A 21,162-nucleotide genomic window follows, 5' to 3' on the forward strand; every position below is an offset into this window, starting at 1 on the left:
CTGCAATATCAATTTTTGTGCCACTTTTTTCCTTACCAATGGTGATAAGTTTTTGTGTTTCGTCCCATTTAACAAGAGTATTTCCTGCTATTTCATTTTTCACTTTATTCAATTGTGCAAGATTAACCGCATCGGTATCTTCTTGCCCTGCCGCTATCCCTTTAATCGTTTTATCACCAGCATGAATGCCATTAACAGTTATGCTCGGCCCATCACCACCTTCAAACCTAAAGCCAGCAGCATCCATAATGCTTTCTCCTGCTGTGACAGTCATTACATTAATATCATCAGCTAAATCAAATTTTACATTGTGGTCTTCACCTTTTGTAATTTTTATATTCTGTTTATCATTATTACTAACTGCTTCCAAATTAACCATTTCGTTTGGTCCAACGGCCATAGCATCTCCACCATTAACAGAAAGCTGCCAAGTTGTTTTGATACCTTTTTGGACTTCCTTCAGCTGTTTATAATTCACTGCATGGTTATCTTCAGTTGCGTCTGCTACGTTTGTAATCTGTTTATTGCCAACATCAATACCATCAGTAGTTATAGCTGGTCCATTTTCAATAATAAAACCATCATCACTCATAGAGCTTTGCCCTGTCGTGACGCTCGTCAGTTTAAGAGTGTCACTCAAAGCAAATTTGATTTTTTGTTTATTATCTACACTTTCCTTTTCAATCGTTAAGTTGTCTTGCCCCACTTTACCATCATTTTTCACCGAAAAGTCTACTGCACTGCTGGGAGTAACATCTGTAGGATTTACATCGTTAACAGAAATTTTCCAGCCTCCTCCTGCTCCTGCCACGACATTTCTCAAAGCTTTTAGCTGTGCAACATTGACGGCATCAGTGTCTGCTGTCCCTGCTGCAACTCCTGTAATTTGTCGTGTTAACTCCTGGTTAATATTACCAACACTAAAATCACCTGCAGTGCTTTTCCATGCAAGATCACTCTTTGTTGTTGCAGCATTTGCTACAGGATCATAACCAAAAGTATCCTTATCAATACGAGAGACAGATCCTCCACCCACAGCAACACCATCTAAAACAAGTACCTGTGCATTTATACCAACTGCAACTGAATGAGCCGTTTCAGCATAAGTATGGGAACCAATGGCAATCGAATTTTTACCTTTTGCTATTACTTTTCTTTCCTCCCCGCTTTCTGCAGGTTCCCCACCACCTATTGCAATAGAACCAAGAGCTTGAGCTTCAGCCTTCGAACCTATAGCAACCGCGTACTCGTCAGTTGCCTTTGTCTTTAACCCTAACGCAATACTATTGTAACCAGACGCAGATGCAAACTTACCAACAGCAACACTATTTGTGCCGCTTCCTTCTGCATTTGGACCAACCGCAATCGCATCGTCCATCGTAGCTTTGGAACTATCACCAACAGAAATGCTACGTTTACCAGAAGCAGTCGCAAGCCCACCAATCGCAACCGTAGAAACCTCTGATGCCTCTGAATCTACACCAAAAGCAACACTTGCTCTTCCACTTGCAAGCGCAGAAACACCAAAGGCTTGCGCCCCTCCAGCCTTTGCTGTCGCGCCTGCACCAAAGACGGTTGAATAATTACCCGTTGCAGCAGATCCACAACCGGTAGCAAAAGAATAAATGCCATAAGCCTCAGGCAGAGCACCAGCGTAACCACCGGTAGAAGCTCCACCCATATAGCCACTACCAGTAGTCGGAGTAGCAGGCGGACCTGTAAAACCATCAGCACCCCAAAACTCTTGCTCAGTGGTCGTGCCATAAGGGTGATGTTTATTAAATTCTCTATCTTCGATAAATCTGCTATATTGCTCTTTTGCAGATATACGAGAAGCATCTGGTATGCCCTGCTGTTGTTTGCCTCCACGACCAATAACATTGTCTACACCACAGTAATTATCATCACCAGCAAAAACAATACTGCCATGACTACCAAATGGATACACTACATTGGTACCATTTGTGCTTCTATTTAACTCTCCTGTTATCGAAAGATTCGCAGCAAAAACAGGAGAGACGCTCGATAAGAGTGTAGCGACTGCAGCTCCCAACGTAATGGCTTTAACCAAATTTGATGTCGAATATAATTTTTTCATAGAATCTCCTCCAACAGAGCTCAATATCATAACAACGCGCACAAAACCTCATGGCAAAACCCCTGTTCGCGCACAAAAAAACAAATAAAAAAATGCATAACCCTCCCCCTTTGACGCCGATATTCATCACGTCATCATCCTAAAATCTCTGAAAAGACATCGAATCTAGAAAAGTCCCCAACCCTTTTAGCTAGAGGGCTTCAAGCTAAAAAATAAATAAAAACACAAACTTTGAGAATATTACATAATCTCCATCCAAAAATATCTCGATTTAGCTCACAATAAAAACAGCTTTTTAAAGAGCAATTCTATCTTTCAAATAAAGCGCATAAGCAGAATGGCAAGAGTATAAAAAATAATTTTTCATCGATAAGCAAAAAAGACTTCTCAATAAACACAAAGAGAAGTATTTTATAAAGACTATTCTTATAAGCGTAACTTTATGATTTTTTTAGATATATCGCATATATGATAGAGCTAATTATCATGATAACCTCACTCTTTACACTGAGATAATCTTCTATAAAATACAATATGAATCTTTTAAAAAATATTTCTTTATAAAAGAAAGCACTTTTATAAAATAAAATTTTATTTTTTAATTCCATATGCTTCATAAAAAATATGGAAGTTCTCTAAACTTTTTTTGTTCTTCTTTATCTTTGTGTGTAGTGCCTTTTATTTTTGATCTATAAAAATTCTAAAAATCAATACAGTTTGATATGAGATGTCGTACTCCGTGGAAAAGAAGGATGTGGTAATGAGTTGTTTTTTAAGCTGGATTTTTACGACAGAAAAATAAAAAAGTTTTTTATTGTAGAGGGCTTTTAGTCCGTATTTTGTGGAGTTGCGCGATATGATTTTTCAGCTTCGGTTTGACGTTTTAAACGTAATTTTAAAAGTGGAAAGGTTGCTTCAACTTCTTCAATATCGTTGATGTTTTGAACAATCTCTTGCAACTTGCCATAAAGCTCTGCCGCTAATTCCGCTATATCTTCAGGAGGAAGTTCTATTTGTGCATCATGATAAGCCGCATAAACCAAACGTCCAAGCTTTTTCATCAACCCAGAAGGAATCCCTTCCAGTTAATATGATGACCAGCTTCATGAGCAAGTTGCCCGATAAATTCACGTTGAGTACACCCCTACAAGCTCTCCCTTCTAATCATGATTTTGGTGAGCGTTCCAGAGAGTTTGAGAGGCGGACAGCCCCTCTCATTATAAAACCGTAGCGTAGCGACGTATAGGGCTTGAAAAGTTTTTTTGTAATGTATCTACATGTGTGTAGTAATATGCATTATATTGTTTATAAAATAAGCTAATTATTAAATTTAGGAGGTAATTATGGAAAGTGCACGTGAATTATTTATAACGGAATATGAAGATGTTTGCTGTGGCTTAATATTCTGGTAATTGTGCCGGAAGAGGTGTTTAGCCTTTTCCAATCCAGTAAATAAATTAATGGGGGAGTTGAATATGGATGATGAGGGTTATCATTATTTACTGGATGGAGTTACAAATGATCTCAAGTTCTTAAAAGATGAGAAGGCCTTATATTCTTTCTTCCTTAGAGTAATAAAAAACACAAGAATGAATATTCTTGGATTCATGTCACACAAATTTACAACAGATGGACAAGATGTGACAGTTTTTTTTATTGAGTGAATCACATTTATCATTTCATACATATCCAGAGAAGTAATTACATAAGTACCGATTTGTATACTTGTGGACAAAATTACGGAAATGTAATTGAAGCTATTAAGACTCAATGGGAGTACACTGGACAATTATTTATTAGATCTTTCAAAAGAGGTAAGCATTTGTTGAGTATTAATGCCTCTTCGTTTTATGACTTAAATCCATCCAATGTATGATACCTATAGGAATGAAGGAAGCTATGAATATCAAAAATAATGGCTTATTTAAGTTTGATTATCAGATTCCTGTATACAATTTCTTTTTTCCAAGTCAAGGAAAGTGTCTTATTGATAAGCCATTATCTGATGTTATTGTGAATAGTAATAATGATATTAATTCGAGAGCTTTATATTTTCATATTCCTTTTTGTGAAACTATATGTACATTTTGTCCTTTTACTAAAGCTGGTTATAAAGGCGAAACTGTAATTAATAATTACACGGATGCTTTAATTAAAGAAATAGAATTAAAAGCAAATTTTGTTGATTACTAGGCTGTTCCAGTTCGCGCGATTTTTTTTGGAGGAGGAACTCCATCTTTATTATCTCCATCTAATATTTTAAAAATAGGAGCAGCTATACATAAGTATTTCAAAATAGCATCTAATTGTGAGTTTTCTTTTGAAATTGAGATAAAAAGTCTTACCGAGGAAAAAGTAATTGCTATGAAAGAAATAGGGATTACACATCCACGCTTGGTCTTCAAACTTTTAATCAAGAATGGAGAAAACTTTTTAATCTCACATCTACATACGAACATATTAAATTTGCTGCTAGTATATTAAATGCTAATTTTAAGTACGTACTTTTTGATATATTGTACGGTATGAACGGACAAGATGAAGAAGAAATAATTAAAGATCTCGAAATGGCTGTATCTCTTGGTACATCTAGTATAGATATATACCCAATTGACAATGTTGTGACACAAGTAAAATTGCATAAAGCTATCAAAAATCGCGGTTTAGGTTTTACTACAGCAACAAGAAAATTTTCTATGAATATGCTAATAGATGCTTACATGAGAAGTAAGGGATTTATGCTTCATAATGGTCATGGTTATATTCGTACCCCAAATGTGACCTCTGATATAGTTACGGATGAATACAGTTTTGTTTATCGTGAGCATGTTATGGATATTCAAATTATGATTTGCATGGTTTTGGAGTAAATGCCGTATCATCAATACGTGAACACGTGATAGCAAATTTTTCTAATCGTAATGCTTATATTACAGCCGTTAATAGCGAAAAAATGCCAGTAAACGTTAGCAAACACTCTCCAATTCTAGATGAGATAAAGCCTATCATCCTACGGCTACCTTGTCACGGTTTAGTGAGAAAATCTTTAATAAAAATGGATTTCGTACCTAACAGTATTTTTTCCAAATTAGATGTTCTTTTATCTAATAATCTTATAGTGGAAGATAATGACTCTTGGCAACTTACGAAATTAGGCTGGTATTAGTACATTAATATTATGTTTTGGCTGATGCCAGAAGAAGATCAACGTATTTTAAAGGCATTTATTGCAAAAAAACTGGGTGAAACAGGTAGATTTATAGCTAAAAAAGAGCTTATGTATATATGATAATAGCCTGTTCATTGATATATTTTTTTATCTAAAGGATAAAAATCTCTAATAAAATCAAAATATTGGTCTAAATGCATGTATCATGATGCGTATTTCTTTGAATTTCGTATCGCCGATTTTATTAAAGGAAGAGGAACTTCAACTATAGAAAAGTTTAATATCGGATGGTTAACATGAATTTATTTTTAAAAAAGAGTCCGTTATCTCTTTTTTCTTCTCTTTTTATTTCTAAAGTTGGCGACTATGCTTATGAAGTTGTTTTCATTTTACTTGTCTTAGAATTAACAGATAACTTCTTTTTTACAGGTCTTGTATATTTTTTTCGATTTATCCCTTTTCTCTTTTTTGGACCTGTAGGCGGTTGGTTAGCGGATAATTTTTCTCTGAAGAAAAATATGATCTTAAGTGAATTGGTGAGATTATTCGCCTCATTCTTCGTTTTGATAACCACTATAACAGGGACCGCTCATATTATTGTGCTTATTTTTGCCGCAATATGTACAACGATAGGAAGAAGTATTTTTCAACCAAGTTTTCAAGCTGCTATTCCCAGAATCTTTGCAATAAACGATCTTACAAAGGCAAATAGCATTGCACAAATTATAGACGAAATGGCATCCGTCATTGGTCCTTTAGTTTGTTCCCTCCTACTTTTTCTAGCAAATAAATCGACAGTACTCATTTTTGATTTTTTTACCTATTTTGTATCTATTATAGTGTTATTTAATCTCATGAATTTAAATTCAAATGAGAATAAATCATTCAATTTTATAAAAATTTATCGAGAAACAGCTTCCTATCTTAAATATATTTCTACAGAAAATAATAATTTATTTATTACGCTCGTTGGCTCATCGTTTGCTATTCTCTTTACGGGGGCAATTTTAAGATTTTTAATTCCAGCTTTTGTTCTTTCTGTGGGTGGAGAGGAAAGCTTTGTTAGTTATATTTTTTCTCTCATTGCTGTTGGAACTATTGTAGGTGGTCTGTTATATAGTAAAATTATATTAAATGTTACATCATTAAAGCTAATGGTATTTTGGCTTCTGTATGGGGTTATTATGTTTGTTATGCCCTTAGCTGTGGTACTTTATTTAAAAGTACTTCTCGTGTTAGCATTTGTTTTAGGATTTATCGGTGCATTTGTGGATATTAGTTTAGTCTCAGCTATTCAATTATATTCTCGTCGTGAAGATTTTGGTAAGAGTTTTGGAACCTTTTCAACTTTAGCGAACTCTGCGGAAGCAGTGTCTGGCTTTATTGCTGGACTTTTTGCACTCGTGGGATTAGTGAGCTCTTTTTTAGCTATGTCTGCATTAATTATTTCAACTGGAATGATTGGCGTTATAAAAATTAAGAAAAATAAAGCCTTAATACCCCTTAACACGACAGTAGATGATGATCATTGATATATTTGATAGTTCATAAGCAGTAGAAAAAGGGCAATACAAATTACAGCTATAGAAGTAATAAGCAGTCTCATTTATTTGTAAATTATACAGACGAGAGTAAAAACGTTTGTTTATCACCTAGATTAATACACCTCATAGTAATCTCTTGTATATTGGTTTAGATGACATTTTATAGAGTGTTATATCTCATATCGTGAATGAATTGTAATACACTACGTTATTTTCTAATAAAAAAAGAATATATAAGGTATTCAGCCATGATAATTTTTCTTTTTTATCAAGTAAAACGATCGTTTTTTCTGATAGAATATATTACTCAGTATATTAAAAATATCATCATTTAAAACAGAGAGATAAGCGATAAAATTAAATTTTTAAATGTTGAGAACGCTGTTGAATAACATTGATGATTGCATCAAAAACTTCAGAACGCAAACCTTCACCCTTGAGTTCTTTCTTTAATTTTATTGCTTTATCATTGATTGAATCAGTCATTCTTTTTATTTGCTTTTTTAAAGACAATTGAGCGGATTTAGTATCCGCAACCATTTTATAAAAATGACGTAAATATTTTTTTTAGGTATATATTCTCCTCATATTTTCATAGCCATATTTTGAGATAAATCTGGATAAATAGCCATGCTTAACAAATCATATGCAGGAGCAAGTTCTGGTTTTTTCTGTTGGTAAAGTAGTGAAAAGTTTTTGCCATGCGCATCGGCATTACCAATTAAATAATTAAAAATAACTATATTAAGGAAATTAAGTTGATCAACAGCAGGACGTAACGTATGTTGAAAAATAATGGTTTGACACGCAGCAATACCAGGTCCTCCTTCACACTCATATTTAAATTCTGGAGCAATGCTAAGTGCTTGACAAAAGTCCTCTTGATGAATACGCAATACCGTCCCGTCAGAAGCTGTTTGACGATCATATCGCGCAATAAGATAGTAAGGTGTATTATTCACAAAATGTAAATGCACTTCAGGCTCGTTAATGCCTATAAGTTTTGCCAATTTCATACAGAAAAGTTCATTATGAGTACTATCATTAATATGTTCAATCAGGGGTTTTAAAATATGAGTAGCGGGTGCCCCCCCTTTAATGAGCTGAACATGGTTATCTTTAAAGCCAACCGCTAATTTATCTTGTGCTCCAGCAAGAGATAATCTGTAACCACCATCCCCCGCAAGCATCGGACGATGTTTAATACACTCAAGAATTTCCTTCAATTGGACATCATCAAGAGTTTCTATATCATCTGTTGGCAAATTTGGAACTTGTCCATGGGGATATAACGCGAGAGCTCCAGCACAATCCCCACCAACAACTTCAAGCAAAGCAAAAGCATTTTGTTCAGAAAGACCTAAATAAGTTGCTAAACGATGTCTTACATTTTCGTCAGGTAAAAGACCGGAAAAAAAGCTTTTACTGTTTGACCTTTATAAGCTTCAACACGAGGAGGTAGAGAGACAGAGATGCCCTGTAAATTTTTATACAAATAGTCAGTATCGTAGAGAAACGTGAGATCTCCACTTTTTTCTTGTTGCAATTGACCTACTAATTTTGTGTGTAAATAAACATCAAGTGTACGGGTCATAATTTTTCATTTTCAATCTGAATATCGAGACCAAGCATTGAAGGAACATGTATGGTTTTTCCCACCTGACAAGATTCTTTGCCTCTTTCCAAATCACGGATAAACCGCACACCAACCCCTGATGTAGCTGCTAACTGTTCTTGTGTTAATCCTTGTTGTTTACGTGTATTTCTAACAATAAAACCCAATATTTTCATTCTGCTTTCAATCATAATCATCCCTTTCGGGATGATTTTATCATTTTATGCTTTTATTACAAGAAAATAAACCTGTACGGGACGTTTTTATCCCATATGCTTCTAAAGCCTTATCCTTTAGAACAAAGAAGAGTGCATATTTTGCGTATACTTCATGCAAAGCAAAAATTTCAGTAGTTAACTGTATCTAAATTGAATCCGGCTGTGTTTAATAGTTCAACAAGTTTTGTGAGCGTCTCTTTTACGTGTTCATTAAAAGGAATGTAATTAATCCCTTGCGGTTTAAAACCACATGCTTTTGCTTTTCCCGCATCCATAAATATTTCACCATTGCCAGTTACAAGCCAGTCTAATGAAATGCCGCAAATTTCTTGGTATTTTGAGAGAGCGGAGGCTGTAGGTTCACTTACACTAGTTTCATAGGTTCCTATGGAACCAGCCGTTACACCAAGGTGGTCAGCAAACTGCTTACGCTCCGTGAAACCAAGAGCGCGGCGTACTTCACGAAAACGTTTTGCTAACTCAGTTTTAGGCTCTGCTCCTAGACGTGCCCAAAAATTACTCCAAAATCAATATAATTATTGACTAAGTAATTATACATCGTTACTGCCCATTATATTGGGCCGTTATTATATTATAATCCTACCAAAAGCAGATGTTACAGCATCCGTTTAAGCAGGAACGAAAATTATGACCATCACCCACGCATGGAATCGCCATCGTATTTTATCGAGCTACGCCATAGGAATATACCCTTGACGAAACGCGCAAAAGCTTCCTAAAAACCGTTATCCTGTGTTAAAAACATTTGACCACAGCTTAACGAAAAAGCTGAACGCGCCATTGCCGATTTTATCGGTTTGCTCGTCAAACAAATCTTTTCGACCGCTACCCTAAAAGTTGTAGTCGCATTTTCAAAGCAGCAATAAAGCCCAATACGGTTTCTCTCATCCTTCCGTACTGCGCGATAATACTGCTTGAATCTCGTTGCAAAAACATGCGTATCAAGCACATTTCTCATCATTTTTATATTACATACGATAAAAGGTTTATCAATGTCTAAAAATCAACAAAAAATGTGCAAGATGATTGATGTTCTACAAAAAATAAAGTCATCATATCTTATTCAAAAACTAAACGTTTATAAGCCATGCTTGCTTATTGTTGATATCAATGGCACTAGTTTGGCTTTGGTTAACAATGATGAAATCTTAAGCCTTTTTGTTTGTCGTCAAAATAGTTGCTCTTACACGTAAATTAAAAGCCGTTTGATAATATATCTTAAATGCTACAAATTCTCTCGTGAAAACATTGCCGCACGTATTTTTAATTGGGAAATTGAAAATCCTAGAGCGATAAAGTTTCTGACAGGCATTGGATCAAAAGTGAGTGCTTTGTACAACATTGACAAAACTAGGATGTTGGTATACATGGCAATTCTTAGTGATGACAGTGAAGTGACACCTAAACATACCAAAGCTGCTTGGAAAAACCGCAATGTGGAGGAATGTGTATGACCTCTTTATGCGACAAAGAATTGTCCGATACGCTCGTTGGTCTTTATGACGACTATCAACGCGGTTTTGATATTGGAGAAGACCTTAAATTGTGCGTGGATTTAGCTTTGTCTCTTGAATTGGAACTGAGTATTCATCGTTTAAGCGAAACAGACACAGTTTTACAAAAAGAAATTTTACAAACCTTGCGACGTCGCAAAGGCTCTCATTCCAATGAAGATGAAACTGACGCAGTTATTCATATGGATTTTGAAGAACACAAATAATGGAACATACCTCCTTGTAGGATAAGAGATTTCTTCATTGCTTTACTTAAACTTGAAATTAAAGGGCTTTTAAGAAGTTCCAAAGCACTGTGTTATTGGCTCTCATGAGTGTGAGGTTAATCGGAAAAGTAGGTTAATGTTTTTTGCTGATTCATTAAAATAACTAGCATTTTACAACACACATAAGATTTATGCTTTACTCATTAAAAGCTCTAACCTTGATATTCACTTATCTCCGCTTTAAAAGCAACATATGAGATGTGAGGCATCATAAATATTTGTAGAATGAAGTGTATTTACAGTTCTCAAATACAATTCATTGTTTTTTACTTTTATAAAAAAGAACGATGAGAACTCCGGCAGTCGCAATCATACTTTGAAGAAAGTATACAGATTGAGATGAGATGCCGTTGCTATCACTTGCCATAAATAGATAGACCACAAGAATAAAACACCCTGAAATCCCATTAAAACTTGCCTGTAGTCTTCCCTGATATTCAGGATTACAGTAAAGTTGTGATAAAGAAATTGAAAGAGCCCAACTCGAAAGTCCAAATCCAATCATGAAATAAACAGGAAAAACAATGAAAATGTGTGTATTGACAGACAGAATGAGGAGCCCAATAGCCATAACAGCTAATAAAAGTGCCAATGTTTTCCTTATGGATAAAACTTTACAAAAAAATGGAGAAAAAAGTGCACCAGTAAATACACCCGCTGAATAAAGCGCTTCCAATATCGCAAAGGTCCAGCTATCCGCATTCAAAACCTCTTGTGTATAAGGAACCAAAATAACAGGTATAGTCATCAAAAGAGCCATAATAATCATCTGACTCATATAAGGCATAAAAAGAGCCGGATTTTGCTTAAAATAACGAAGTGACGATATATAATTTTCCCACCAGTTTTGCTGATTTTGACTTTCAGATCCTCGCGTTTTAGGTACCTTCATGAAAAAGTTGAACAAACCAGCGACAATAAAGAGTATACCGCCTATCAGAAGTGCTCCTTTTATTCCTGCATAGGCGAGTATAAACCCACTTAACCCCATACCTAAAATAGCGCCAAGTTCATAGACCATATCAATTGTTGCATTCGCGTTGATCAGCTGTTTTTTTGGAACAATACTTTGGATTAACGGAATAGCTGATGGCATATAAAAAGAGATAAAAATACCCAAAATAGCAGATAAGAACATTAAATTACTTTCTATGCCAAATTGTCCAAGTATTACCCAGACCACAATCACAAGACCTCTGACTAGGTTTGAAATGATGATCTGTATTTTACGATTGTATTTATCCGCCAAAACACCAAAAATAGGCGCAAAAACAACGCTAGGCATCCAAAGAAAAAACATCAGCAGTGCTACACCACGAATGGAATTTGTTTGATTGTAGGCGAGCCATGACAATATGATGTAATTCAGTCCGCTACCAAATGTAGAAAATAAGCCGCTCAATGTAAAATAGAGAAAAGTTCTATTCTCAAACAGAGCAATACGTTCTTTCAAATTTGCAGTTAACATAAATTATCCCCTCGCACAAACATCATTTGGTATGTATTGTAACGCATTTAAAAACATATATTTTTTACAATTTTGTGTTTCAGTTCACTCGATTTAAGCAAGCAAAGTTCCTTATTTTGACTCTTTTAAATTTTTTGACATAAACACCACCAATGGAGACGTTATGGTTTTGCAAATGAAAGCACTCTCTGGCTAGACCAAAGAGAGTATGGTATCACCTATCCTAAAAGTACAGATCGTAATAGATCTCATTTTTAAAACGAGAAAGAGTTCCAAAAAGATTCAGGATAAGCAAAACATAAATCAAGAAGGCAAAATTCCAGAGCTTATATATAACTCATTGATTTTATGGAAAGCGGTGGAGTATTAAATTTCTTTTAGTTTGAACCCTTTATACTTACCATTGAATTTTTGCAAATAAGCCTCCTAAAAATAATGATGGTGAAATGATCACCCAACTAGAACTTCCCGCTCGACAATCCAGCTTCGCCCATATGCGTACCTTATGATAGGCCGATCAAGCTACATCCGTTTACCCAATAAAATGATATTCTTGGTAGCTACTGCCATTGCACCACATTGGCAGCGGCAATTCGTCCGAGCCTCATCAATGAATAGATAGCCACACTGCCTTCAGTATGAGGGGTGTGCTGTTATATTCCGGTGTGGCAATCGCCAATGCAGTTTCTAGTTCTTTGGCTGCTCTTGAAGCAGTGAAATATTTAACGGATTTTGACAAATGTCAAATTATAGAAAAAACATTATTCATTAATTTTTCCGGATATCAAATTGATAAGACTGGAGATCCATATAGCGGCTCTTGCCATATTTGTAATAAAATGTAAGCTTTTATATTTATATAAAATAATTAATACATTATTTTGTGGACGCTATTGGTGAATAAATGAAAAGTATATTAGCATTTGGATTTTTATTTAGCGGTATAAGGATTTTAACAGGCGCCTTTATTGTATTTTATATGCTTGAAAAAGGCTTAACTCTTATCGATATCGGTATCATTAAATCATTTCAAGCTTTTATTATGATGGTTACAGATATCCCTCTTGGATATTTTGCCGATAGAAAAAGTTATAAAATATCTATAATTTTGGCAGCGGCTTTTGCTACCGTATGGCTCTTTCTCATGGGAGTTTCTACAGGCTTTTACGGTTTTCTTTTGGCAGAAACTTTTAATGCATTATCGCTCGCATTGATTGCTGGTGCCTATAATGCCCTACTTGTTCAATATGCAAAAACAAAACTTGCATCCACTAAAAAAGTGCTCGGTTCCAGCTCTCAATATAATTACATTGGCATGTTTATATTTAGTTTGATAGGCGCATATTTTGCCGATTATTCTAGCCAATATATATGGTATATATCTGCGTTTTTAATGATGATTACAGCAATCTTTGGTTTGTTTTTTTTGGATGATCTAAAGGGAGAGAAAGAAACAAGAAAAGCGAATTCTTTCATTTCTGACGCAAGAGAAATGTTCTCTATTTTTGTTAAAGTTCCTTACATATCTCTATGTTTTTATTTTTCACTTATTTTTTTCAATATATTTTCGCAGTATTGGCAGTGGATATTTAAAGATTATGATATCAATGTAACTTATTTTTATCTTGGTATAACGTTTTCTCTTATATTGCTCTCTCAGCTACTGGCTAGTTTTCTCTTTACAAAACTAAGTGAGGGAGTGAATTTTATTCTACTACTGTTTCTTTCAGCTGCTACGATTTTTACAGTTGTTTTCTTTGAGCCCAAAAAAGAAATTGCTGTTATTTTAGTATGTATGATTTTTTATCTCATTAAGTATACATATCTTCGTGTAGAAGTTGTCCTGCACGATAGTATTAGCGATAATCTTAGGGCTACATACGAATCTTTCTTGTCCACTGTTGGAAGGCTTAGCCTATTGGTATTTTTTTACATGAGTGCGTATATGGTAAGTATGTTTGGTTTTCTGTCATTAGTATATATTTTGGGTATATATATATTCATCTACTTGTTTGCAGTGTTTTTTTTAGAAGGAACTCTAAAGAAATCTCAGCGCGAATATTAACTATCACTATTGCGAATGTTTCATGTGATTTAAGAGTGAAGCGTTTGCATATCACGGTTGGGTTTAGAATTTTCGACCTCCGATCACAGACGCAATATAGCACCGTTGAATCTACATATTTTTATTGAACCAAAGGGCAACAGTTATCTATCAAATATCAGACAGACTATGCTGTGCTGTGGGAAGTCGTTCTTTGATGTTGGAGGAAAAACACACAACAAACAGTAAATTGTCAGTCATATTAAATAAAAAAATTTTACTTATCCAAATTGGATCTGTGATAGATATCTTTTTTTGATACGATTATCCTGAAAATAATAAATTCTCTTGTAGATTAGCAAAAAAAGAGTTCATAACTAAACTGCTATGTGTTTATTGGAATAAACTTTGCATTCACCAAAGTTTATAAAATCCAATTTTTTATAAATGCCAATTCCCTCGTGAGAGGCTTGCATACCAATAACATGACATTTCTTTCTTTTTAAATGCTCAATAGCAATTTTTGTCATTAATGTCCCAACACCTCTTTTCTGAAAATCTGGATTGGTGACAATATCATACACTCCACCAACTCCATCTGCTTTAACACAAAAACATATTGCTACAGGACTATTGTTTATATAACCAACGAACATCTCTACATCAGAGTCTTTTTTATAACAACGGCCTATTGTTTCATAAAATATAACCGCTTCTTCATCAAAAGGCTAGAATATTGATACCATAACATTTCCGTAATCTCTAAAATCTTGAAGAGATTCAACTTCCTTGATTTTGAAGTTATCCGGCATAGAAGTAACATGTGAGTCTATATTTTGCGCTAAAGCTGTCATTCCTACCTCTGTTTCAACATGCTCTAAACCCATAGATAAGAGAACTTCATCAACTTTATAATGAGACGAATGCGGTCCAACCCACCAAGCCTAAAGGCAGTTTTTGTGCATTAAAAGAATCGATTATAGATTTTGCTTGGTCTACAGGTATAGTTTCTTGTAAATTTTTAGCAGAGACAATATTGAATGTGTCTGAAGCAAATGTTGAATTAACAGAAGAACTCCATTTGGAAAATCAACAACCTTCATTTTAGGGCATAATTTCGGTAAAAAACGTACCTTTGAAAAAAGTTATTCTCTAACGATAAGTCAATTTTTGATTTGTTTAACATTTGCTATCTTTGTAATTGTTCATCATTTTAAATTGATCTTTTAATACTGGGTCTGTAAAAAAATCGGTCAGCTCAAAGGTAATCCAAAATTCTTTTAAATAAGCCTCTATAACCTGTAAGTCCTCTCAAAATCCGCCGACAACACTAAAAAATTATTCTCGGGAATGATATTGTTGCTCTCCAATATTGCAGACCATATTGCAATAATTTTCTCTTCAGAAATACAGTTTTTCTTTGATAATTTTTACTGTAGGTGCTGATCAAGTGGTGTTTATCTATTTTTCCACTTTTGTTTAAAGGCTACATATCAATAGCAATTATAAAAGCAGGAACCATGTAATTTGATAGTATATCGTTAACTTTATTTCTCAAAAAATCTTTGTTTATTCCACAAACGTAAAAGCAATATTTCGGTTTTTGTTCTCTAAAAATGAGGGGTCAAAAAAGCCTCATAGCCCAAAAGTCAGGTAAATTAATGGTTTGAGGACATGCATACCTTCGACCAGAATGTTCACATGCATAGAAAAAGGAGACAGTAAAAATGGAAATTTTAGGGGTAAAATGGTGCAATTTGAGAAAGTGAAGTACAAGTCTCAATCGTCATTGCGAACTCTGAAAGAATATGGAGATCCAAACATTTACAGGATTACTTCATCATCTGCGATTCCTCGCAATGATGATTTCTGGTGACGGTGAGAAAAAAGCTATACTTAAAAAAATCTGGCGGAGAGAGAGGGATTCGAACCCTCGATATGGTTTCCCATATACACGCGTTCCAGGCGTGCGCCTTCAACCACTCGGCCACCTCTCCAGATTTGCGCACTATACCCAGAAAGAAGTAACGTGCAAGCCTAAACTATGCATTCAAAATTCAAAAAGCAACTTCATTTATCAAAGTAAGATGTAATACTTGTTGAATAACAAGCACTTCCTCTCCTTTTAAAAAGCAATTTTTCCGTGGATAGGTATCTTCTAAAATGCAATCATTAAATCATCAGAAACAGCTATTCTCTTAGCTCATTTGTATACCTTCAGATTTTGTGAATAACATCATCTTCAAATTGATAATGCTGTTTTTTCAAAAATCAAATGATTAAGCATCACTACTAACCCATTACCACTCATTATATCCAATAATAAATAGGATAAGCGACTCCATTAAGCCATCGGTGCCAACATTAGCGCTCCATTGAGATAATAGAACTTATTCCAACAAAAATAGTTTATAATGTGATTACGTTACCAAATTACAGGATTAACGATCCCCCCCTTAAAGCCCCTACATCACCTTATATCATTTCTAAGAGCTCGCACAGCTCGCGCAGTTTCACATTGTAATGCTTTTTTTGCTAAAATTTTCATGTCTTCAAAACTATGCGTCTGCAAACACGCTTTTACCGAAGAAATTTCACAAGATATCATAGAAAGTTCGTTAATCCCCAATCCAGTCAAAATCATCGCTGCAAAAGGATCACCGGCCATACCTCCACACACACTAACCCAACACTTATGTTTTTCCGCACCCTGAATAGTCTGATAAATCATACGCAAAACTGCTGGATCAAGGCTATCAGCTTCGGACACAAGATAAGGATTTTGTCGATCAACAGCCATTGTGTACTGTGTTAAGTCGTTAGTCCCAATTGAAAAAAAATCAACATAGGCACTCAAAACATCTGCCATAATAGCTGCTGCCGGAACTTCAATCATAATACCCAGCTTTAATTTTGGTGCATCAATATCGTTGCGAATTTCTTCTGTGATCTTTTTTATAGCAAAAATCTCTGAAACAGACATAACCATTGGAAACAAAATCCATAGATCTCCACCCTCTTTTGCGGCTCGATACAAAGCGCGCAACTGCGGAGCTAAAAGGTCACGCCGACGTAATAAAAGCCGTGTTCCCCGAACACCTAAAAAAGGATTGTCCTCTTGAGATAAATGTAAATGCGTAACCTGTTTATCCCCACCAATATCAAGCGCACGAATAATTAATGGCTTATCTCTTACAGCTGCAATCATCGTCCGGTATACATCAAATTGTGCTTCTTCATCTGGAATATGTGGACTATCTAAAAACAAAAATTCTGTACGCATGAGTCCAATACCTTCAGCTCCAAAATCAAGCGCAACAGGAACCTGATATGCGTAATTGACATTAGCCATGATACGAATTCTTTGACCATCTGTCGTTTGCACTGGTAATCTACACACGCGTATCTCACTATCACGCTTTTGCGCAACAATACGCATCTGTTTTTGAGCATCTTCAACATCTTCAGGAGAAGGATCAAGATAAATGAATCCATTATCTCCATCAATAATAGCCTGAATATTACACTCAACTGCTAAAATATCAGCACCCGTAGCAACAACCATTGGAATGCCAAGAGTACGAGCCAGAATAGCTGTATGAGACAGAGGTCCTCCCCATGCCGTTGCTAATCCTTGTACTTTTGTACAATCAAGTTGAGCTACGTCAGAAGGAGATAGATCATCTGTAACAAGAATAATACCACGTGGGATATCATCTAAAAAGAATGGTCTATACGATGGGTTAATCTCGCCTAAAACACGACGACCAACATCAACTAAATTAACAGCACGCGCCGCTAATAACGGATTATCTACATTAGAAAACATATCTGCAAATTGCCGAACCGCTCTATCCCAAGACCAAGCTACACCATGACCTTCTGCCATAAAACGACAAGCTTGAGCTATCAGATTTTCATCTTCAAGCAAAGCTATTTGCGCAGAAAAAATCGCAGCAGAATCCGCTCCCATACGCGCTGTTATATCAGCAATAACTGATGCCATTTTATGTTTTGTTTTTGTAAGAGCACTTTCAAGACATGCAGTACCAATCGCAAAATCAATTGGTTGATCTGTTATGGTAATATTATTTTGCCTTAAAACAAAAATCTTGCCAAGCGCTAATCCTGAACTTGCCCCAACACCAGAAATACCTTTTTGCCCAGAGCACGGATACCAACCATGAAAAGCCTTCATTTGAGATTCCGTCTCTCTCATCATACATTTTTCACTTATGCTCACTTTCTTCGCAACAGAAATCGCATCCTTAAGAAGTTTTGCACCTTCTACAGCATCCGTCGAAAAAATCAGAACATCACCGTTTTTTGCTCCTAATTGCAATAAACCAACCAAATTTTTCATTTCAACGGCATACTGACCATGGCGAATTCTGATAGAGCTCTGGACTTTTTTTGCAAAGTCAACCCAAAGAGAAGCTGGCCGCGCATGAAGACCACTTGGATAATCTAAAGTCCATTCTTGGCTTACCGAAAGATCACCAATAGAAGTCTTCCCTATCTTCATATTCTGATCAAAAAGAGTTGTAATAATCTGCTGTTTATCTGCAGTTGTTGAAAGTGCTTCTAGACGTTCCTTATCGAATAAAAGATGCGTTAATTTTTTACAAATATCTCTATAGCGATTCGGACTAGCTGCAATAGCAATGACTAAACGCGCTTTCTTTCCATATTTCCACTCAACACCAGCAGGAATCTGTATAACTGCAACAGCGTCTCTGATAATCAAATCACAATTTTCAATCATCCCATGAGGAATTGCTATACCATTTCCAAGCCAAGTATTTGTTATTGCTTCACGTTGGAGCATGCTAGCCAGATAGCATTTGTCAACTGCGCCAATCTGCACAAGTAATTCGGCAGCAGCATAAATCGCATCATTTTTATGATCAAAAGCAGCTGCAAGTTGTACAGATCCTATAGACAAGATTTCACTTTCGTTAAAATCTGTATTCACGCTTCTACTTCCTTATATTTCATCATGAATTCAAACAACCTCACATTTGAGCATGAACATTTTTGATAAATTTCATTCCCCAAAATACAAAGTATAAACAGCACCACAATTTTCCTTTGTTTTACAAAATATAACTAAGCGAAGTGCTTTAACACCCTAACATGGTCCTATCAAACAATTGGATATTGCTGTTCACCGTATTGCTTAAAACCATTATAGGCAAATCTGACTCCTATTCTTTAATTCCACAAAGACAAATGCCCTGATATTTACACACCCAACAAACTGAAAAGCTATGTTTAAAAAGGCCCTCATTATCTCAAGTTATTCAATATAACTTGTCATTACTTCCTATATAAAAAGCAGCCCTCCCAACCATCTGAAACTCTAGCTTATATTTTAACTTATTCCCCCAAACTGAGTAATTCACCCTTTCTCCTCTTTGATTTGTTACATGCTTACAAATTTCTACTCTCAGCCTACCTCTTTAAAATTTCGCAAAGCTAAATATCCCATGATATAACCTTAGCAACATTGTAGGCTTCCCTTTCTTCTAAAGAGATAACCCAACAAATATCCAAGACCGTTGAAAGTATATTATGAACACCACTATTCCGTAAACCGGTTCACCCTTACAAAACGATCCCGCAAATGCTCTCTCAAATCTCTTCGAAAATAAATTACCTCTCTACAATAAACTGCCTAGCGTTTTTCTACGTATAAAAAGCCCCACCCCTCACTGCCATCATATGCTCATCTATTGGTAAACTTCACCATCACGTCAATGCTTCCAGTACAAACGAAACATAATACCAATTTTATGGTTATTTAAGAAAAAGATTTTCTTAATTTTCTGCACGTCCCTTTATTTTGGAATATATCATAGAACAAAAAAAGGAAAGACGGGGTGCCATCTTTCCTTTCCGAGACTCACAATTTCATAACCGAAATTTAACAGAACGCCAGCTTATTACAGAAAATATTGTAGTCTATTCTGTTGCCTCCACCATAGGAATGACCGAAACATACGAACGGTTACTCGCTTTTCTTTGAAAAGAAACCTTTCCATTGGACAATGCAAAAAGGGTATGGTCTTTTCCAATGCCGACATTGTCACCAGGATGCCAACGCGTACCGCGCTGGCGAACAATAATATTTCCAGCGATAACGGCTTCACCACCAAATTTTTTAACGCCAAGACGTTTTGATTCTGAATCGCGACCATTACGCGAAGAACCACCAGCTTTTTTATGTGCCACGGATGCTCTCCTTTAATCTTCTTTACTTTTTGATGCTACAGCTGCTTCCTTCTGCGACGTAGTTTTCTTTTCAGCAGTTTTTTTAATCGTTTTCTTAACAGCAGCAGCTTTTATTTCTTTTGTCACTTCTTTTAATACAGCCGCTTTTTCTTTAATCGGTTTTGTAGCTGCTTTTTTCGGCTTTGAACCACCCATTAAAATCTCTAAAATACGAAGCGTTGTCAATTCTTGACGATGACCACGCGTACGCTTCGAATTTTGACGACGGCGCTTTTTAAATGCGATAACCTTACGTCCACGTACCTGTTTTATGATTTCAGCCGTAACACAAGCATCAGTAACAACAGGTGTACCAATAACCGCATTCCCTTCTTGTCCAATCATCAATATGTCATTGAATTCGACAACATCACCGGCATTGCCAATAATTTTTTCAACTTTCACCACTTGGTTAGTAACAACGCGATATTGCTTACCACCGGTTTTAATGACTGCGAACATTTTTTATCCTTCCGTTCATTCCAGCTCTTATTTGATTTCTACCTTATCAATAAGAAAAAATAGGCTGCTTTTTATCAGTCGTAATAGATTTTAAAAGAAGGATAAAAACATCCTCCCAAACACAAATATGCGCAGATTTCCCCACGCTTGCATCTTACATATATGAAGGAATTTCTATTCTCTGTCAATAAAGTCCTACAAAAAAACAAAAAAGTTGTATTAGATACAATTGAAAGTTATCTACCCGCTATATACTTAAACGGTGTGGGATTTTTTATATTTTCACAGGGAGAGATGGCTGAGTGGTTGAAAGCACCGCACTCGAAATGCGGCATAGGGGCAACTCTATCGGGGGTTCGAATCCCTCTCTCTCCGCCAAAATATTAGCTAAAGTGATCTCATTAAAATGTTTCATTGTATGTAGCTTGACGGCAGGTTTTGTATATTTTGCCACTAGGTTTTGTACCAAT

Annotated in this window: 17 protein-coding genes, 2 tRNA genes and 4 pseudogenes; 9 read left to right on the plus strand and 14 right to left on the minus strand. The window is 35.6% G+C overall.

Going from position 1 to position 21,162, the window contains the following annotated elements:
* Both GQO39_RS06060 and GQO39_RS06065 read right to left on the minus strand, forming a co-directional pair.
* Positions 1-2,098: pseudogene (locus tag GQO39_RS06060) on the minus strand (hypothetical protein); the annotation flags it as partial.
* A gap of 827 nt (positions 2,099-2,925) precedes the next feature.
* Positions 2,926-3,180 (minus strand): annotated as a pseudogene (locus GQO39_RS06065) (helix-turn-helix domain-containing protein); the annotation flags it as partial.
* Positions 3,181-3,573: 393 nt separating this feature from the next.
* Here GQO39_RS06065 and GQO39_RS08840 point away from each other — a divergent pair.
* The 4 genes from GQO39_RS08840 to GQO39_RS06095 all read left to right on the plus strand — a co-directional run bounded on the left by GQO39_RS08840 (position 3,574) and on the right by GQO39_RS06095 (position 6,799).
* Positions 3,574-3,762, plus strand: coding sequence for a hypothetical protein (locus GQO39_RS08840; protein WP_198039423.1), 189 nt, complete (start codon positions 3,574-3,576; stop codon positions 3,760-3,762).
* 235 nt (positions 3,763-3,997) lie between these two features.
* Positions 3,998-4,291, plus strand: coding sequence for a hypothetical protein (locus tag GQO39_RS06080; RefSeq protein WP_156851401.1), 294 nt, complete (start codon positions 3,998-4,000; stop codon positions 4,289-4,291).
* A 332-nt stretch (positions 4,292-4,623) separates the two neighbouring features.
* Complete coding sequence (locus tag GQO39_RS06085) at positions 4,624-4,968, plus strand: hypothetical protein (RefSeq protein ID WP_156851402.1); 345 nt, start codon at positions 4,624-4,626, stop codon at positions 4,966-4,968.
* Positions 4,969-5,563: 595 nt separating this feature from the next.
* Positions 5,564-6,799 (plus strand): MFS transporter, encoded by a 1,236-nt coding sequence (locus GQO39_RS06095; RefSeq protein WP_156851403.1) that lies wholly within the window; start codon positions 5,564-5,566, stop codon positions 6,797-6,799.
* Positions 6,800-7,168: 369 nt separating this feature from the next.
* On the opposite strand, the gene GQO39_RS09405 is transcribed toward GQO39_RS06095, so the two are convergent.
* The 6 genes and pseudogenes from GQO39_RS09405 to GQO39_RS06115 all read right to left on the minus strand — a co-directional run bounded on the left by GQO39_RS09405 (position 7,169) and on the right by GQO39_RS06115 (position 9,626).
* Positions 7,169-7,297 (minus strand): hypothetical protein, encoded by a 129-nt coding sequence (locus GQO39_RS09405; protein WP_256375699.1) that lies wholly within the window; start codon positions 7,295-7,297, stop codon positions 7,169-7,171.
* Between the two features lie 98 nt (positions 7,298-7,395).
* Positions 7,396-8,145 (minus strand): HipA domain-containing protein, encoded by a 750-nt coding sequence (locus tag GQO39_RS09205; protein WP_246668534.1) that lies wholly within the window; start codon positions 8,143-8,145, stop codon positions 7,396-7,398.
* A 15-nt stretch (positions 8,146-8,160) separates the two neighbouring features.
* A pseudogene (locus tag GQO39_RS09215) lies at positions 8,161-8,405 on the minus strand (HipA N-terminal domain-containing protein); the annotation flags it as partial.
* On the minus strand, positions 8,402-8,617 hold the full coding sequence (locus GQO39_RS06105) for a type II toxin-antitoxin system Y4mF family antitoxin (protein WP_156851404.1): 216 nt from the start codon (positions 8,615-8,617) through the stop codon (positions 8,402-8,404). The gene GQO39_RS06105 and the pseudogene GQO39_RS09215, both read right to left, overlap by 4 nt.
* A gap of 155 nt (positions 8,618-8,772) precedes the next feature.
* A pseudogene (locus GQO39_RS06110) lies at positions 8,773-9,203 on the minus strand (helix-turn-helix domain-containing protein).
* A gap of 177 nt (positions 9,204-9,380) precedes the next feature.
* Complete coding sequence (locus GQO39_RS06115) at positions 9,381-9,626, minus strand: hypothetical protein (protein ID WP_156851405.1); 246 nt, start codon at positions 9,624-9,626, stop codon at positions 9,381-9,383.
* 31 nt (positions 9,627-9,657) lie between these two features.
* Between GQO39_RS06115 and GQO39_RS09220 the strand changes: the two genes are divergently transcribed.
* From GQO39_RS09220 to GQO39_RS06125, 3 genes are read left to right on the plus strand one after another with little or no spacing between them, the layout of a single operon-like run.
* The gene (locus tag GQO39_RS09220; protein ID WP_246668536.1) at positions 9,658-9,858 is read left to right on the plus strand and encodes a hypothetical protein; all 201 of its coding nucleotides are present in this window, start codon (positions 9,658-9,660) and stop codon (positions 9,856-9,858) included.
* A gap of 12 nt (positions 9,859-9,870) precedes the next feature.
* Positions 9,871-10,119 carry a hypothetical protein gene (locus GQO39_RS09225; RefSeq protein ID WP_246668537.1) on the plus strand — a complete coding sequence of 83 codons (249 nt, stop codon included), beginning with the start codon at positions 9,871-9,873 and terminating at the stop codon, positions 10,117-10,119.
* The gene (locus GQO39_RS06125; RefSeq protein ID WP_156851406.1) at positions 10,116-10,385 is read left to right on the plus strand and encodes a hypothetical protein; all 270 of its coding nucleotides are present in this window, start codon (positions 10,116-10,118) and stop codon (positions 10,383-10,385) included. The genes GQO39_RS09225 and GQO39_RS06125 overlap by 4 nt, the downstream gene beginning before the upstream one ends.
* A gap of 316 nt (positions 10,386-10,701) precedes the next feature.
* On the opposite strand, the gene GQO39_RS06130 is transcribed toward GQO39_RS06125, so the two are convergent.
* A complete protein-coding gene (locus GQO39_RS06130) occupies positions 10,702-11,913 on the minus strand; it encodes an MFS transporter (RefSeq protein ID WP_156851407.1) in 1,212 nt (403 codons plus the stop codon).
* Positions 11,914-12,817: 904 nt separating this feature from the next.
* Between GQO39_RS06130 and GQO39_RS06140 the strand changes: the two genes are divergently transcribed.
* Positions 12,818-13,978 carry an MFS transporter gene (locus tag GQO39_RS06140; RefSeq protein ID WP_156851408.1) on the plus strand — a complete coding sequence of 387 codons (1,161 nt, stop codon included), beginning with the start codon at positions 12,818-12,820 and terminating at the stop codon, positions 13,976-13,978.
* 356 nt (positions 13,979-14,334) lie between these two features.
* Here the strand turns inward: GQO39_RS06140 and GQO39_RS06145 are convergent, their stop codons facing one another.
* The 5 genes from GQO39_RS06145 to rplU form a co-directional block, all read right to left on the minus strand.
* On the minus strand, positions 14,335-14,613 hold the full coding sequence (locus tag GQO39_RS06145) for a GNAT family N-acetyltransferase (protein ID WP_156851409.1): 279 nt from the start codon (positions 14,611-14,613) through the stop codon (positions 14,335-14,337).
* 1,251 nt (positions 14,614-15,864) lie between these two features.
* Positions 15,865-15,954: transfer RNA gene (locus GQO39_RS06155), tRNA-Ser, on the minus strand.
* Positions 15,955-16,427: 473 nt separating this feature from the next.
* Positions 16,428-18,932: a phosphoenolpyruvate--protein phosphotransferase gene (gene ptsP / locus GQO39_RS06160; protein ID WP_156851410.1), complete on the minus strand. Its 2,505-nt coding sequence runs from the start codon at positions 18,930-18,932 to the stop codon at positions 16,428-16,430.
* 989 nt (positions 18,933-19,921) lie between these two features.
* Positions 19,922-20,191 (minus strand): 50S ribosomal protein L27, encoded by a 270-nt coding sequence (gene rpmA, locus GQO39_RS06165; RefSeq protein ID WP_156851411.1) that lies wholly within the window; start codon positions 20,189-20,191, stop codon positions 19,922-19,924.
* A gap of 12 nt (positions 20,192-20,203) precedes the next feature.
* A complete protein-coding gene (gene rplU / locus GQO39_RS06170; RefSeq protein ID WP_156851412.1) occupies positions 20,204-20,692 on the minus strand; it encodes a 50S ribosomal protein L21 in 489 nt (162 codons plus the stop codon).
* A gap of 288 nt (positions 20,693-20,980) precedes the next feature.
* On the opposite strand from rplU, the gene GQO39_RS06175 reads away from it, so the two are divergent.
* Positions 20,981-21,070 (plus strand) — tRNA-Ser (locus GQO39_RS06175).
* Positions 21,071-21,162 lie beyond the last annotated feature (92 nt).

Source organism: Bartonella refiksaydamii (assembly GCF_902652675.1).
Taxonomy (GTDB): domain Bacteria; phylum Pseudomonadota; class Alphaproteobacteria; order Rhizobiales; family Rhizobiaceae; genus Bartonella; species Bartonella refiksaydamii.

Coding starts and splice junctions, on each gene's coding strand:
- GQO39_RS06080 (WP_156851401.1), top strand. CDS start 3,998: ATGAATATCAAAAATAATGGCTTATTTAAGTTTGATTATCAGATTCCT.
- GQO39_RS06105 (WP_156851404.1), bottom strand. CDS start 8,617: ATGATTGAAAGCAGAATGAAAATATTGGGTTTTATTGTTAGAAATACA.
- GQO39_RS06115 (WP_156851405.1), bottom strand. CDS start 9,626: ATGATGAGAAATGTGCTTGATACGCATGTTTTTGCAACGAGATTCAAG.
- GQO39_RS06140 (WP_156851408.1), top strand. CDS start 12,818: ATGAAAAGTATATTAGCATTTGGATTTTTATTTAGCGGTATAAGGATT.
- GQO39_RS08840 (WP_198039423.1), top strand. CDS start 3,574: ATGGATGATGAGGGTTATCATTATTTACTGGATGGAGTTACAAATGAT.
- GQO39_RS09220 (WP_246668536.1), top strand. CDS start 9,658: ATGTCTAAAAATCAACAAAAAATGTGCAAGATGATTGATGTTCTACAA.
- GQO39_RS06145 (WP_156851409.1), bottom strand. CDS start 14,613: ATGTTCGTTGGTTATATAAACAATAGTCCTGTAGCAATATGTTTTTGT.
- rplU (WP_156851412.1), bottom strand. CDS start 20,692: ATGTTCGCAGTCATTAAAACCGGTGGTAAGCAATATCGCGTTGTTACT.
- GQO39_RS06130 (WP_156851407.1), bottom strand. CDS start 11,913: ATGTTAACTGCAAATTTGAAAGAACGTATTGCTCTGTTTGAGAATAGA.
- GQO39_RS09405 (WP_256375699.1), bottom strand. CDS start 7,297: ATGACTGATTCAATCAATGATAAAGCAATAAAATTAAAGAAAGAACTC.
- GQO39_RS06085 (WP_156851402.1), top strand. CDS start 4,624: ATGAACGGACAAGATGAAGAAGAAATAATTAAAGATCTCGAAATGGCT.
- GQO39_RS06125 (WP_156851406.1), top strand. CDS start 10,116: ATGACCTCTTTATGCGACAAAGAATTGTCCGATACGCTCGTTGGTCTT.
- GQO39_RS06095 (WP_156851403.1), top strand. CDS start 5,564: ATGAATTTATTTTTAAAAAAGAGTCCGTTATCTCTTTTTTCTTCTCTT.